The sequence below is a fragment of the Geothrix terrae genome (assembly GCF_022808775.1).
Lineage (GTDB): Bacteria > Acidobacteriota > Holophagae > Holophagales > Holophagaceae > Geothrix > Geothrix terrae.
This window is the reverse complement of sequence record NZ_JAKZLA010000006.1, coordinates 139,480-152,658: the sequence shown is the minus strand read 5'-3', so window position 1 is coordinate 152,658 and position 13,179 is coordinate 139,480. Positions and strand designations below refer to the sequence as shown.

The 13,179-nt window shown below is 65.9% G+C and carries 14 protein-coding genes; 6 read left to right on the top strand and 8 right to left on the bottom strand.

The genetic code is table 11. From position 1 onward, the window contains the following. Positions 1-6: 6 nt before the first annotated feature. The 4 genes from MLE42_RS12400 to MLE42_RS12385 are packed head-to-tail and all read left to right on the top strand — an operon-like array spanning position 7 to position 2,271. Positions 7-1,029 (top strand): NAD(P)-binding domain-containing protein, encoded by a 1,023-nt coding sequence (locus MLE42_RS12400; protein ID WP_243288202.1) that lies wholly within the window; start codon positions 7-9, stop codon positions 1,027-1,029. After that, positions 1,026-1,895, top strand: coding sequence for a 3-hydroxyacyl-CoA dehydrogenase family protein (locus tag MLE42_RS12395; RefSeq protein ID WP_243288201.1), 870 nt, complete (start codon positions 1,026-1,028; stop codon positions 1,893-1,895). Before MLE42_RS12400 ends, MLE42_RS12395 begins: the two co-directional genes overlap by 4 nt. Beyond that, complete coding sequence (locus MLE42_RS12390; RefSeq protein ID WP_243288200.1) at positions 1,892-2,044, top strand: hypothetical protein; 153 nt, start codon at positions 1,892-1,894, stop codon at positions 2,042-2,044. Before MLE42_RS12395 ends, MLE42_RS12390 begins: the two co-directional genes overlap by 4 nt. Positions 2,045-2,070: 26 nt before the next feature. Beyond that, positions 2,071-2,271 carry a hypothetical protein gene (locus MLE42_RS12385; protein WP_243288199.1) on the top strand — a complete coding sequence of 67 codons (201 nt, stop codon included), beginning with the start codon at positions 2,071-2,073 and terminating at the stop codon, positions 2,269-2,271. Between the two features lie 62 nt (positions 2,272-2,333). Here the strand turns inward: MLE42_RS12385 and MLE42_RS12380 are convergent, their stop codons facing one another. The 7 genes from MLE42_RS12380 to MLE42_RS12350 all read right to left on the bottom strand — a co-directional run bounded on the left by MLE42_RS12380 (position 2,334) and on the right by MLE42_RS12350 (position 8,733). Beyond that, positions 2,334-4,376, bottom strand: coding sequence for a type IV pilus secretin family protein (locus tag MLE42_RS12380; protein ID WP_243288198.1), 2,043 nt, complete (start codon positions 4,374-4,376; stop codon positions 2,334-2,336). After that, complete coding sequence (locus MLE42_RS12375; RefSeq protein ID WP_243288197.1) at positions 4,373-4,834, bottom strand: pilus assembly protein PilP; 462 nt, start codon at positions 4,832-4,834, stop codon at positions 4,373-4,375. Before MLE42_RS12375 ends, MLE42_RS12380 begins: the two co-directional genes overlap by 4 nt. 10 nt (positions 4,835-4,844) lie before the next feature. Then, positions 4,845-5,459, bottom strand: coding sequence for a type IV pilus inner membrane component PilO (locus MLE42_RS12370; RefSeq protein ID WP_243288196.1), 615 nt, complete (start codon positions 5,457-5,459; stop codon positions 4,845-4,847). Positions 5,460-5,467: 8 nt separating this feature from the next. Continuing rightward, positions 5,468-6,067 carry a PilN domain-containing protein gene (locus MLE42_RS12365; RefSeq protein WP_243288195.1) on the bottom strand — a complete coding sequence of 200 codons (600 nt, stop codon included), beginning with the start codon at positions 6,065-6,067 and terminating at the stop codon, positions 5,468-5,470. Further along, positions 6,064-7,146: a type IV pilus assembly protein PilM gene (pilM, locus tag MLE42_RS12360; RefSeq protein ID WP_338029972.1), complete on the bottom strand. Its 1,083-nt coding sequence runs from the start codon at positions 7,144-7,146 to the stop codon at positions 6,064-6,066. Before pilM ends, MLE42_RS12365 begins: the two co-directional genes overlap by 4 nt. 79 nt (positions 7,147-7,225) lie before the next feature. Further along, complete coding sequence (locus MLE42_RS12355) at positions 7,226-7,993, bottom strand: Stp1/IreP family PP2C-type Ser/Thr phosphatase (RefSeq protein ID WP_243288193.1); 768 nt, start codon at positions 7,991-7,993, stop codon at positions 7,226-7,228. A gap of 2 nt (positions 7,994-7,995) precedes the next feature. Continuing rightward, positions 7,996-8,733, bottom strand: a complete 738-nt coding sequence (locus tag MLE42_RS12350) for a J domain-containing protein (protein ID WP_243288192.1) — start codon at positions 8,731-8,733, stop codon at positions 7,996-7,998. Positions 8,734-8,945: 212 nt separating this feature from the next. On the opposite strand from MLE42_RS12350, the gene gatA reads away from it, so the two are divergent. Both gatA and MLE42_RS12340 read left to right on the top strand, forming a co-directional pair. Next, positions 8,946-10,406, top strand: a complete 1,461-nt coding sequence (gene gatA, locus MLE42_RS12345; protein ID WP_243288191.1) for an Asp-tRNA(Asn)/Glu-tRNA(Gln) amidotransferase subunit GatA — start codon at positions 8,946-8,948, stop codon at positions 10,404-10,406. Positions 10,407-10,415: 9 nt separating this feature from the next. Further along, positions 10,416-11,753 carry a dihydrolipoamide acetyltransferase family protein gene (locus MLE42_RS12340; RefSeq protein WP_243288190.1) on the top strand — a complete coding sequence of 446 codons (1,338 nt, stop codon included), beginning with the start codon at positions 10,416-10,418 and terminating at the stop codon, positions 11,751-11,753. Between the two features lie 44 nt (positions 11,754-11,797). Here the strand turns inward: MLE42_RS12340 and MLE42_RS12335 are convergent, their stop codons facing one another. Then, positions 11,798-13,171 carry a replicative DNA helicase gene (locus tag MLE42_RS12335; protein WP_243288189.1) on the bottom strand — a complete coding sequence of 458 codons (1,374 nt, stop codon included), beginning with the start codon at positions 13,169-13,171 and terminating at the stop codon, positions 11,798-11,800. Positions 13,172-13,179 lie beyond the last annotated feature (8 nt).

Genomic DNA, 13,179 nt, shown 5'->3' with positions numbered 1-13,179 from the left:
AATCTAATGGCTGAAGGCCCCGCGGGAACGGATCTTCTGGACTTGTTGATCGTCGGGGCCGGCCCCGCGGGCATCGCCACCGCCGTGGAGGCGCGCCGGGCCGGCATCCAGCGCCTCCTGCTGCTGGAAAAGGGGCCCAGCCACAGCTTTTCCATCGAGAAGCTCTACACCCCCGGCAAGCGGGTGGACAAGGTCTACCTGGGCCAGGAGGTGGATTGCGAGGGCGCAGTCTGCATCGTCGACGGCACCCGGGAGACCGTGCTGGCGACCCTGGACGACTTCGTGTGCCAGTACGGCCTGGAGATCCGCAGCCACACGGAAGTCAGCCGCATCACCCCGCTGGAGGGGGGCGGGTTCGAGGCCGTGGACGCCCAAGGGACCCTCTACCGGGCGAAGACCGTGGTCATCGCCATCGGCGTGTTCGGTCGCCCCAACAAGCCGGACTACCCCATTCCGGCCAGCCTCAAGGGCCATGTCCGCTTCGACCTCACCGAGGCGGTTCCCGAGGGGGAGCGCGTACTGGTGGTCGGTGGTGGCAACACGGCGCTGGAGTACGTGGAATACCTCTATGCAGGGCGTTCCGTGACCCTGGCCTACCGCGGGGCGGAGTTCACCAAGGCCAACGAGGTGAACCGCCGGATCCTCCAGGAACTGGAAGCCTCGCGCCAGGCGGCCGTCTGGCGGAACGCGGACATCGCCTCGCTCCTGGACACCGGGGAGGCCCCGCGGGTCGAGGTCCTCTTCAAGGACGGCCGGACGGCCCGGTTCGACCGGGTGGTCTACGCCCTGGGTGGCGCCACGCCGGAAGGATTCCTGCGCCAGGCCGGGGTGGAGCTGGACGGCAGGCACCCCCAGGTGGACCACCGGTACCATTCCACCGTCCACGGCCTCTTCCTGGCGGGCGACCTGGTGGCGGGTGGGAGAGGTTCCATCGTGAAGGCCTTCAACACGGGCCGGGCCGTGGTCTGGGAGGGACTCTGCCAGGGCCACCTGGAATGCCGGATCCCGGGATCCGAGGCCCCGCTTTGACCGACTGCCTCGCCATCCTCGGCCCGGGCGTCCTCGGCCTGTCCACGGCCCAGTGGGCGGCCGAGTGCGGGCTGGAGGTGCGGCTTCTGGGCCGGGATCTGGCGCATGCGCGCCAGGGGCTGGAAGAGATTGAGCGGCGCTGGAAAGGGGCCCTGGAGAGGGGCATCCTGTCGCCCGAGGCCCATGGACAGGTCCGGGCCAGGATCCAGGCGGTCCCCTTCGAGCCGAAGGCCCTGGAGGGCGTGGGCCTCCTCCTGGAGACCCTGCCCGAAGATCCCGCGGTGAAGGCCCCGGCCCTGACCGACGCCGCCCACTGGGGTGCCGCGGACCTGCTGCTGCTGTCAGGTACCTCGGCTCTGCCCATCGCGAGCTTGGCGGAGGCCTCCCAGATCTCCGGGCGCCTCCTGGGCTTCCACCTCTTCGTGCCCGTGCCCCGCATGGCGGTGGTGGAAGTCGCGGTGCCACCCGGGACGCCACCGGACCTGCTGGATCGCGCCCAGACCCTGGGGCAGGCCCTGCGCAAGCGGGTGGTGTTCGTGAGGGATCAGCCCGGATTCGCCGCGGCCCGCATGGCTCTGGCCCAGGGGCTGGAGGCCATGCGGTTGCTGGAGGCCGGGGTGGCCTCTGCGGAGGACCTGGATGCGCTCATGACCTTGGGCTATGGCCACCCCGCGGGGCCCCTCGAGCTGTCCGACCGCGTGGGCCTGGACTTGCGCCTGCGGATCGCGGAGAGGCTCTTCCAGAGCTCTGGAGACCCCCGGTACGAACCGCCAGCCCTGCTTCGGCAGCTGGTGGCCCGGGGGGAGACCGGGCGGAAAGCGGGGAAGGGCTTCTACAGTTGGAACCCAGACGGGAGGCGCCTGTGAGCCCCATCCTCCTCGTGGCCGGAGGCCTGGTCCTCCTGTTCGTGATCTACGTCGCATATCGGATCGGCAAGGCGCTGCTGCGGGTCTTCGTGGGCCTGGCCGCGCTGGCTCTGCTAAGCTGGGGGCTCTGGAAACTGTTCCATTCCTGAATCTCCAGCCTTCCCGAGGAGCAAGCATGGCCGCCATCTCCTGCACCCACTGCGGCGCCGATCTGACCGCCCCCCAAAGCGTGCGCATCGCCGAATATCACTTCGGCCGCCTGGAGAAGGTCTCGGAGGATCCCGGGTTCAAGTACCACTTCGAGCAGGCGGACAACTACACCATCCTCTGCAACAGCTGCAAGCGCCTCGTCCGCACCCTCCCCATCGCCAAGTAGGTCCTTCTCCCCCAAAAAGAAACGGCCCCTATCGGGGCCGTTTCTTTTTGGGGAGCGCCAGACTACTGGCGCAGCACCCGCGGTGTGATGAAGATCAGCAGCTCGCTGTTCGACTCGGATTTCGTGTCTTTCCGGAAGAGGAAGCCCAGGAGGGGGATCTTCGACAGGAAGGGGACGCCCACCCGGCCAGCGGTGTGGTTCGTGATGTAGACGCCACCCAGAACCGCCGTTCCACCATCCCGCACGAGCATCTGGGTCTCCAGGGCCTTGCGGAGGATGGTGGGAGTGCCGTTCACGGTTCGGGTGAAATCCGCCTCGGCCTTCTCCAGCTTGATGTCCATGATGATGGTGCCTTCGTTGGTGATCTGGGGCGTGACATCCAACTGCAGGTTGGCGTCCACGAAAGCCACCGTGATTGCGCCACCCTGGGCGCCGCCCTGCTGGGTGGGATAGGGGATCTTTTCGCCGCTGAGGATGGTGGCCTTCTTGTTGTTCTGGGTCACCACCTTCGGGGAGGACACGATCTTCACGGTGCCGTCGGATTCCAGCGCCTGCAGGACCGCATTGATGCTCAAACGGTTGCTGAGGAAGGAAAGCCACAGTTCACCCGCGGGGGCGGTGATAGAAGTCACTCCGGTCACGCCGGGTGCCCAGGCCACGGCGGCGTGTTGGCCTGAAGCTGTGCGGTTGAAGCCTTGGATGCCGTTCCAGAAAGGTGCCTGGGAACCCACCCAAGGCGTTCCAGAAGTGCCAGTTCCGCCAGTGATGCTGGCAGTGGTACCGTTCGCCTGGGGCCACTTGACACCGAACTGGCGCTGCCAATCCTTGTTGGCTTCCACCACGCGGGCCTCGATCTGCACCTGCTGGATCTGGACATCCAGGGTGTCCAGCAACTCGGAGATGACGGGGATCCGGGAAGGCAGGTCCGTGATGATGAGGGTATTCGTGCGGTCATCCAGGATGGCCGAGCCGCGCTTGGTCATCATCTCCTTGAGGATCTTCTGGACATCGCTCACCTTCGCGTAGGAGAGAGGACGGGTAATGGTCTGGAGTTCGCCGGCCAGTGCCTTCGTCTCCTCCAGCCGCTTGCGTTCCTCTTCTTCCTTCTGAAGCTTTTCTACCTTGGCGACGCGCAGGACGCCGTTCTGGATCTCCTTGCCGAGGCTGGCGTTCTTGAGAACCACATCCAGGACCTGGTCCCAGGGGGTCTCGTTGAACTTGAACCCGTAATTGCCCTGCACGTCCGGGTCCATCACCAGGTTCAGCTTGCCGGTATCCGCGAGGATGCGGAGGAAGTCCCGGATATCCGTGTTCTGGAGGTCGATGGTGATCTTGGCGCCGCTGTACTTGGCGGTGGTCTCACCGAGGGTGCGGCCCGCGTAGCGGTTGTGGGCAGGGGCCTGGGCCTTCTCGGCTTCGGGCAGCTGCACCGCTTCGGGGTTCGCCACCGGAAGGGCCGTGGAGGCGGCCAGCTGGGGCAGAAGCTGGAAGGAATTGCCCACGGCGGGCAGGCTGGCCAAGGGTTTGGGCGCGACAGGAGACGTTCCGGGATTGGGCGAAGCCACCGGGACGGAAGCGACGACCACGGGAGCCGGAGCCTTGACGGCCGTCGGAAGCGGCAGAGCCTCAGGGTGGTAGATGCCCTCAAGATGAGCCTGAACAGGACCCGCGCCGGGATTCAGCATCAGCTGCACTCCCTCGGGATTGCTGCCCACCACCACCTGGGTACCGGGCGCCACTTCGAGCACCAGTCGGGTCACCGGCTTGGGCGCCAAGGAGAACTGGCCGAGACGGGCCTTCTGGACCAGGGGATGGGTCAGCAGGGCCAAGTCCTTCTTGGTGACGGCGGATCCCCGCTCGACACCCGGAAGATCCAGGACCACGCGGAGAGGACTGGAGAGGACCTGGATGGTGGGTTGCCCCACCATGCCCGGGATCCGGAGCAGGACCTTGGCCCCCGCGCCGGCGGGCTCCAGGGTCGCTGCGGCCAGCACGGCCTTCGCGGTGGTGGTTTCCACGGTCGGCGAGGCGTAGAGGGACCCCGTGTGGATCCCCGCCAGGACCACGCCCCCTGCGACCAGCAAGGAACTCAGGCGAGCATTCATCGTTTACCCTCCTCACGCTTGAACGTCTTCGTGATGGTGCGGAATACAGAGCGGTTTGTGGTGTTCACATCCCATTGGTGGAACGTCACGGCCTTGTCGGTGATGCTGGCGATCTCGCCATCCTTGAACCGGTGGCCGACTGGCAGCCAGCGGACGGTTCCGCGGCTGTCGGAGACGATGGCAAAATTCTTGCCGTCTTTCCGAATCATGCCCTTGACGGAGATATCGTCGATGAGGTCGAGCGCATCGGCGGGACGGTCATCCCGGGGAGTGGAAAAGGGATCCCGCTGGATGGTGGGCTTGTACGGCGTGATCTTGATGACGGCCACGTCCTGGGCGGGTGCTTCGGGGGCCGGCGTCGCCGCGGCGGGAGCCTCGGCGGGCTTGGCCGCCGGGCCGGTCTGGGCGGCCAGCGCGAGGCCAGTGAGCAAGGGGAGGGGCAGGAGTCGATGGATCATGGCGAGTTCCTCAATCCTCCTTGGCCCGGCCCTTGGCGGCTGGCGCCGGGGCGGGTTTCTTGGCGGGCGCAGCCGGAGGTGGCTCCGGGCTGTAGATGAAAGCGCTGACGGTGCACTTCACCGTGGCCGGATAGAAGGTGCTGCCTTTCTCGACCTTGCGGCTGAACTCGATGTTCGAGACGTTGATGATCTTGTCGTAGCCGGAAACCAGCGAGGTGAACTGGCCGAAGGTGTGGTATCCCGCCCGGAACTCGAACTCCACGGGCTTTTCCGTGTAGTAGGTGTCCCTCCGTTCGGGCTTGAGGGCGAAGGAGACCTGGTCGATGCCGGCGTCATCCGCAAGCTTCTTGATGCGGTAGGGAATCTCGCCATAGTCGGCTTCGGAGGGCATGATCTTGATCAGCTCTTCGATGCGCTTGTCCTGCTTGGCGACCTCGTCTCGCAGCTTCTCGTAGCTGGCCTTGAGGAGACGGCCCTTGTCCACTTCTGCCTGGAGGGTCTTCACCTCGGTCTGGACCGTTTCCAGCTCGCCCCGCTTCCCGCCGAGCAGGAAGTAGACCAAGCCGGCCACGACGATGCCCGCCACCGCGCCGACGCCGATCTGTTTCTGAAGCTGGGGATTCATGGCCTACCTCAGACAGCGTTCTGGAGTTCGAAGGAGATCGTGAAGTCGAAGGAGCCGGTGGTCCCGCGCTTCGCGCTCGGATAATTGATCTTCTTGAACCAGCGGGTGCGGGACTGGAGGTTGCCGTAGAAGGCATTGATGGCCTCGAAGTTCCGGCCCTCGCCCTCGACGGTGATGAGGGCCCCCTTCTGGCTGATCTTCTTGAACCACACGTCGTCCGGCAGACTGTTGGCGAGCTCCTCCATGAGGTGCACCGGGAGTGACTGCTGCCGCTTGAGGGCGGTCATCACCTCTTCCTTCTTCTGAAGGGCGGCCTTCTTCTCGCGGAATGTCTTCTCCAGAGCGATGTAGGGCTCGTACTGCTTCTTGTCGCGCTCCAAGTCGGCCTTCTGCTTCTCGGCCTTGGTGAGGAGGCTGTTCAGCCAGACGTAGTAGACGCCACCGCAGGCGGCGATCGCCAGGCCCACCACCACGCCGGCGATCGGCAGGCTCGAGCGGCTGCCGCCTTCACCCGTGTAGACCTGGACGGGCTCGGCGGCCACCTTGCTGGCCCCCTTCTTTCCCCCGGCCTGAGCCAGAGCGTCCCCCAGCAGGTTGATCTTGATCATCGGTCCCCCACTTGGCGCAAGGCCAGCCCGACCACGACGGTGGCGCCGCCGCCGATCTCGCGAACCGTCATGGGATCCTCGGTCCGACCATCGATCTCAACGAGCTGGAAGGGATTGAACCGGTCCACGGAAACCCGCAGCCGATCGCCCAACACGTCCATCAGTCCATGGATCATGGAGCCGCCACCGCTGACGAGCACTCGATCGAGGCGGTCCACCTTGAAACTGCTCTTGAAGAAATCGAGGGTCCGGCTGAGTTCATCCGCGAAGGCATCCGACACGGCATTGATCGACGGCTGGACCTCGTCCGGCTGGTGCCCCTCGGCGGCCTGGTTCCGCTTCAACTGCTCGGCGCCCTCCCGGGTCACCCCCCAGTCTTCCATGAGCTTTTCGGAGTAGCGGCTGCTGCCCCAAGCCATGTCCCGCCAGAACACCGACTTGCCTCCCACCATCATGGTGAGGTTGGTGAAGGTGGCGCCCAGGTTGACCAGGGCGACGACCTCGTCGCGCCCGCCTCCCATGGTGTTGGCCTCGTAGGCGTTCTGGATGGCGAACACATCGACATCCACCACCTTGGGGCTGTACCCGGCCTGAGCCACGCAGCTGACGTAGGCTTCCAGCTTGTCCTTGCGGCAGGCCACCAACACCACATCCATGTTGCCGTCTGCGGCCCGTTCCTCGATGAGGTAGTAATCCAGGGCGTAGGAATCCAAACCTTGGCCGGCCGGGAAGAAGCTCTCAGCTTCCCAACGGACGGATTCCGCCAATTCCGCCTGGCTCATGAGCGGGAATGTCACTTTTTTGACCATCACCTGCTGACCTGACACGGAGATGGCCACATCCTTGGCTTTGATTTTCTGTTCCGCCATGACCTGGCGGATAGCGGAGGCCACGGCATTACTATCCATGATGTCGCCGTCCACGATGGCATCGGGAGGCAGGGCGACCCGGCCCAGCTTCTGGAGGCGGTAGCGCGACTGGCCACCCTTTCCAATCTGCTGGAGCTCACAGACTTTCACCGAGCTGGATCCGATATCCAAGCCAACAAGACTTTTGGGTTTGCTTCCGAAGAGACCCACCGGATGCCTCACTTGGAGAATATAGGTATTGGAGATAGTACCGCTGGAATGGATTAGGTCAAGGTTAACTATTTTTGCGTCAGGTCAATTCAGGGCCAAGACCGACCAGGATGGCGGTGATATTGTCCTCGCCGCCCTGCTCTCGGGCAGCCAGAACAAGTGATTCCACAGCCTCTTGAAGGTTCGAGGACTGCGTCACGATGTCCCAGATCTGTCTATCGCCGATCATTCCTGACAGGCCATCAGAGCAAAGCAAAAGTCGCTCCGTTTTGCCCAGCTCCAGGTTCTGGACTTCAATATCCAGGTCCCCCCCGTTGCCCAGCGCCTGCGTGATGACATTCCGGAACGGGTGAACCCGGGCTTCAGAAGGCGTCAAAATGCCGCTCGCCACTTGCTCAGCCACCCAGCTGTGGTCCCGCGTCACCTGCCGGATGCCATCGGGGCCCAACAGGTAGGCCCGGCTATCCCCCACGTGGGCCAGGGTCACCTGCGAGTCGTGGAGCAGACCCGCCACCACGGTGGAGCCCATGGTCTCCCGCTCGGGATTGCGGCGGATATCCTCGGCGATCGCGCGGTCCGACAGAAGCAGCGCCACCTTGAGCCGGTTCCCGTCGTAGGAAAGGTTGGGGTCGTACTCCATGGGCCAGGTCCGGTCCTTCTCCCGGGTATCGCCCACGAACTTGGCCACGGTATCCACGACGATCTGGCTGGCCACCTCGCCGGCAGCATGTCCGCCGAGCCCGTCCGCCACGACGAAAAGCCCCAGGTCCGCGTCGGCCAGGTAGCTGTCCTCGTTGTGTTTCCGGACACAACCGACATCGGTCTTGCCCGCGGCGTGGATCCTCATGGTCAACCCTTTCCCGTCAATCGGCCCCAGAGGTCCTTCAGTTGATCCACGAGACCCGGCTGGCCGGCCGGGGCGGTCTGGACCTTCCCCTTCTGGCCCGCGGCTCCAGCAGCCCCCTTCCCGCCCTTGAAGGCGGTCTGCCGCAGTTTCGGATGGTTGGGGGCGATCTCGCGAGCGGTCTGGAGGTGTCGCTGCGCACGGGCCACCATCCCCAGCGTCTGGAAGTGGGCGGCCAGACGGAGGTGGCTGTCCACATCCCGCGGAGCCAACCGGACCGCAGCCTCCAGCGCCTTCACCACGGTGCGGAGATCGCCGCCGCTCTGTTCCAGGATGGTGGCCAGCAGCGCGTGGTACTGCGGCTTCTTGCCGTCCATCCGGATCGCGTACTGGATGAGTGCCTGCGCCTGGTCCACCCGGCCCCCCTCGAAGGCCTCCTTGGCCAGCGCAGCCCAGTCCTCGGCGGTCCGCTCCGACGCGGCCTCGGCATCCTTTTCCTTCCCGGGTGGCGTGGGGGCTGCCACTGGGGTCTTGGGCAGCTGCTGCATCATGGCGAGGCGTTTCCCGGGGTCCTTCAGGGTGCTGAAGGCCTCCGCCAGTTCCCGGAACCTCGCTTCGGCCTCCACCTTTTCGGCGCCGGTGTACCGGTCGGGGTGCCACTGCTTGGCCAGCCGGTGGTACGCGGCCTTGATGTCCTCGGGAGAGGCATCGGACGGGATTTCCAGCACATCGAAAGGATTCATGGGGGTCCACAGGGCACCCTGCGCCAGCGCATCGCATGGGGATGGAAGAACAGGGCTTGAGCAGAGGATGGTAGCCTATTTCCATCTCGCGTGCAGGCTTTTGGACCACGAAACATGGCGGAATCTCACCAGGAGGCGGTGGTGGCCAGGCCCGTCCAGACTGGAAGAAGCTCCAGCGTGATGGCACAGTAGAAGGTTCCACGGGAGCGCGCATGGCGTTGGGCAAGGCAATGGACTGGCGCGGAGGCCTGGATGCCGGCGACCTGTCCTCCGAGAGCCTGGTGCTCGCCGCCTTCGATCGCATCCGGGACCTGGACGGCACCCTCCACGCCACCCTGGCCGTCGATGAGCCGCGCAGCCTCGCCTTGGCCCGAGATGCCGACCGGCGCCTGCGGGCCGGGGAGCGAACCCCGGTACTGGGCCTCCCGATCGTCCTCAAGGACAACCTCCACTGGTCCGGGCTCCCCATGACCTGCGGCTCCCGGGTGCTCGAAGGCTACGTCGCCCCCTACGACGCCACCGTGGTGCGCCGGTTGATCCAAGCGGGGGCGGTTCCCATCGCCAAGGCCAATCTGGATGAGTTCGCCATGGGTTCCAGCGGCGAGTACAGCGCCTTCGCTCCCGCCCGGAATCCCTGGGACACCTCCCGGGTGCCCGGCGGCAGCAGCAGCGGCTCCGTCGTGGCCGTGGCCGCCGGGTACGCGCCTCTGGCCCTGGGCAGCGACACGGGGGGCTCAGTGCGCCTGCCCGCCAGCTTCTGCAATGCGACGGCCCTGCGACCCACCTACGGCGCCCTCAGCCGCTACGGGCTCACAGCCATGGCCTCCAGCCTGGATCAGGTGGGACCCATCGCCGCCACTGCCGCGGACCTGGCGTTGGCCCTCAGCGTCATGGCCGGAGCCGATCCCCTGGACAGCACGTCGATGGACCTGCCGGGTGTGGAGCGCCTGGCCCGCCTCCGTCCCCTGGACCTGAACGGCCTCCGCGTCGGCCTCCCGAAGGAGTACTTCGCGGATGGTCTGGAACCCGGCATCCGCGCTCTCCTCGACGCCGCCCTCCGAGTGTTCGAAAGCCAGGGCGCGAAGCTGGTGGAGGTGAACCTCCCCCACACCCGCTACGCCATTGATACGTACTACCTGCTCTGCACCAGCGAAGTCTCCAGCAACCTCAGCCGTTTCGATGGCGTGCGGTACGGCCTCCGGGAGTCTTCACCCGAAGGGGGTCTGCCGGGCATGATCGCCCGGACCCGCGATGCGGGCCTGGGCGATGAGGTCAAGCGCCGGATCCTCCTGGGGACCTTCTGCCTATCGAAGGGTTATTATGACGCCTTCTACATGAAGGCCCTCAAGGCACGAACCCTCATCACCGCCGATTTCCACGCCGCCTTCGCCGATGCCGATATCCTGGCCTCCCCTGTCAGCCCGGGCGCTGCTTTCCCCTTCGGCGCCAAGACGGACGACCCCATGTCCATGTATCTGGCCGATGTCTTCACCGTGCCCACCGCCCTGGCGGGACTTCCCTGCCTGTCCATGCCGGCGGGGTTCACCGGCGGCCTGCCGGCCGGCATCCAACTCATCGGGCCGGCCCTTTCGGATGTCCGCCTGCTGGAGGCAGCCCACGCCTTCCAGTCCCTCACCCGCCACCACCTCGAAACCCCGACCCTGTCCGCATAGGAGCGAACCATGGCCTTTGATGTCGTCATGCCCCAGATGGGCGAGAGCATTGCGGAAGCCACTGTGCTGAAGTGGCACAAGAAGGCCGGCGACGTGATCGCCAAGGACGAGACCCTCTACGAGATCAGCACCGACAAGGTGGACGCGGAGATCCCCGCCCCCGCGGCTGGCACCCTGTTGGAGATCCTCGTGGACGTCAACGCCACCGTCCCCGTGGGCACCGTGGTGGCTCGCATCGGCGACGCCTCGGAGAAGCCGACCGGCGCAGCCGCGCCTGCCGTGACCGCCCCTGCCGCGGCTCAAGCCCCTGTCGCCGCGCCCCCCGCCCCGCTGGCCGAGGATGACGACAACAGCCTGGAAGGCCGCCTGCGAACCAAGAGCAGCCCCCTCGTCCGCGAAATGGCCAAGCAGCACGGCATCGACCTCGCCAAGGTCTCCGGAAGCGGTCAGGCCGGTCGCGTCACTAAGGAGGACCTGGAGGCCTACATGGCCAAGGGCCCCGCCGCCACCTCCGCCGCCCCTGCCCCCTCCATCGCCCCGGCCCTGCCCGCCGTGCATGATCCTTCGGCGCCCACCATGGGCCTGACGCCGGGCATGTCCGTGGCCCCCGCCCCGGCCATGCCCGCCTTCGCCCCCGGAGAGCGGGTGAAGGTCGAGCCCATGACCCGGATGCGCAAGATCATCGCGGACAACATGGTGGCCAGCCGACGCACCTCGGCCCACGCCTACACGATCTTCGAGATCGACATGACCCACGTGGCCCAGCTGCGCAACAAGCACAAGAAGGCCTTCGAGGCCCAGTTCGGCACCAAGCTGAGCTTCATGCCCTTCGTGATGATGGCGGCCTGCAAGGCCCTGCGCGCCTACCCGATCGCCAACGCCTCCGTGGACGGCGACAACGTCATCTACAAGCAGGACATCAACCTCGGCATCGCCGTGAGCCTGGACTGGGGTCTCATCGTGCCCGTGGTGAAGAACGCCGACATGATGAACCTCGGCGGCCTGGCCCGCAGCCTCAATGACCTGGCCGAGCGCGCCCGTTCCAAGCAGCTGAAGCCCGACGAGATCAGCGGCGGCACCTTCACCATCACCAACCCCGGAGTCTATGGCGACACTTTCGGCCTGCCCATCATCAACCAGCCCCAGGCGGCCATCCAGGGCGTGGGCGCCATCGTGAAGCGTCCTGTCGTCATCACCGGCCCCGATGGTACCGACTTCATCGCCATCCGCCAGGTGATGTTCAGCAGCCTCGGCTTCGACCACCGGATCGTCGACGGCGCCGCCGCTGATCTCTTCATGGCCTTCGTGAAGAAGGAACTCGAGAACTCAACCTTCGGGCTCGAATAGCGGTCCATCCGCGCATGAAAACGGCGGCCGTCCGGCCGCCGTTTTCATGCGTAGGAAGAAGTCTCTCTGACCATCTCCCGGTACATCGCGTACTCCCCCTGGAAGTGCAGCTGGATGATGGCGGTGGGGCCGTTCCGGTGCTTGGCCACGATGAGCTCGGCGGAGTTGTCAGGTTCTTCGTTGGCCGAGGGCAGCAACTTGCGGTGGATGAAGGCCACCATGTCCGCATCCTGCTCGATGGCGCCGGAATCACGGAGATCGCTGAGCTGGGGCCGGCCGCCCTGGCGGTGTTCCACTTCTCGGTTGAGCTGGGAGAGCACCACCACGGGAATGCCGAAGTCCTTGGCCATGAGCTTGAGGCCGCGGCTGATCTCGCCGATGCGGATGGCCTCGTTCTGCTTGGCGCCGCGGCTGTTCTCGGGGCTGCTGAGCAGCTGGAGGTAGTCGATGATGACGAATTCCACCCGCCGGTTGCTCTGGCTACCCTGCTTCACGATCATGTTCTGGATCTGAGGGACGGTGATGGAGGCCTGGTCGCAGATGAACAGCGGCATCTGCACCAGCTCGTCCCGGGACCGCATCACGTGATCCAGCCGCCCGGTGGCGCGGCCGGACTGGAGGTCCTTCATGTTGGTCTGGCTCTGGGCGGCGAGCAGGCGGAGGAAGACCTCCTCATGACTCATCTCGAGGCTGAAGAAGGCCCCGCATTGGCCCGGACGGCCATCCCGCTCCTGGGCGGCCCGCAGGATCCAGTTGAGGGCCAGGGCCGTCTTGCCGACACCGGGCCGGGCGGCCAGGACGATGAGGTTGCCGGGCTGGAAACCCTGCGTGAGTTCGTCGAAGCGCTGGAAACCGACCCGCACGCCAGGCGACAGGCGCCCCTCCAGGCGATCGTGGAGGCGCTCCATGGCATCGTCCGCCACCGATTGGATGGGGAGCAGACCTTTGGCTTTGGCATCTCCCTGGGCCAGGTGGAAGAGGCTCTGGGCGGTCTGATCCACCAGCACTTCCGGGGGCTCATCTTCTTCAGCGGCCTGGCGCACCAGCTGGGCTCCCAGGTGGACGAGGCGGCGCAGCTTGGCCTTGCGCCGGATGAGGTCCGCCAGCACCTGGGGGCGCTCCACATCCTCGCCGGCCAGCAGCTCCACCAGGCCCGGGTAGCCGCCCACCTTGTTCAGGCTGTCGTCCTGGTCCAGGGCGTCTTTCAGGGTGAGGGAGTTGACCTCCACCTGGGCCTCGATGAGGGTGCGCAGGGCCCGGAACACGGCCCGGTGGGCCGGGTGGACAAAGTCCTCCTCCGCCAGGGCGAAGACGGCCTCGCTGGCCACGAAGCCCGCGCCGGGGGCGCAGCAGGTGGCCAGAAAGGACCGTTCCGCATCGATATCCTCCGGAAGGCGTTCCGGAAGCCAATCCGCCATCACATCAC

What these genes read in the sequence shown, in the direction of transcription:
- MLE42_RS12400 (WP_243288202.1), top strand. Translation starts at nt 7, where the DNA reads ATGGCTGAAGGCCCCGCGGGAACGGATCTTCTGGACTTGTTGATCGTC.
- MLE42_RS12385 (WP_243288199.1), top strand. Translation starts at nt 2,071, where the DNA reads ATGGCCGCCATCTCCTGCACCCACTGCGGCGCCGATCTGACCGCCCCC.
- MLE42_RS12380 (WP_243288198.1), bottom strand. Translation starts at nt 4,376, where the DNA reads ATGAATGCTCGCCTGAGTTCCTTGCTGGTCGCAGGGGGCGTGGTCCTG.
- MLE42_RS12375 (WP_243288197.1), bottom strand. Translation starts at nt 4,834, where the DNA reads ATGATCCATCGACTCCTGCCCCTCCCCTTGCTCACTGGCCTCGCGCTG.
- MLE42_RS12370 (WP_243288196.1), bottom strand. Translation starts at nt 5,459, where the DNA reads ATGAATCCCCAGCTTCAGAAACAGATCGGCGTCGGCGCGGTGGCGGGC.
- MLE42_RS12365 (WP_243288195.1), bottom strand. Translation starts at nt 6,067, where the DNA reads ATGATCAAGATCAACCTGCTGGGGGACGCTCTGGCTCAGGCCGGGGGA.
- MLE42_RS12355 (WP_243288193.1), bottom strand. Translation starts at nt 7,993, where the DNA reads ATGAGGATCCACGCCGCGGGCAAGACCGATGTCGGTTGTGTCCGGAAA.
- MLE42_RS12350 (WP_243288192.1), bottom strand. Translation starts at nt 8,733, where the DNA reads ATGAATCCTTTCGATGTGCTGGAAATCCCGTCCGATGCCTCTCCCGAG.
- gatA (WP_243288191.1), top strand. Translation starts at nt 8,946, where the DNA reads ATGGCGTTGGGCAAGGCAATGGACTGGCGCGGAGGCCTGGATGCCGGC.
- MLE42_RS12340 (WP_243288190.1), top strand. Translation starts at nt 10,416, where the DNA reads ATGGCCTTTGATGTCGTCATGCCCCAGATGGGCGAGAGCATTGCGGAA.
- MLE42_RS12335 (WP_243288189.1), bottom strand. Translation starts at nt 13,171, where the DNA reads ATGGCGGATTGGCTTCCGGAACGCCTTCCGGAGGATATCGATGCGGAA.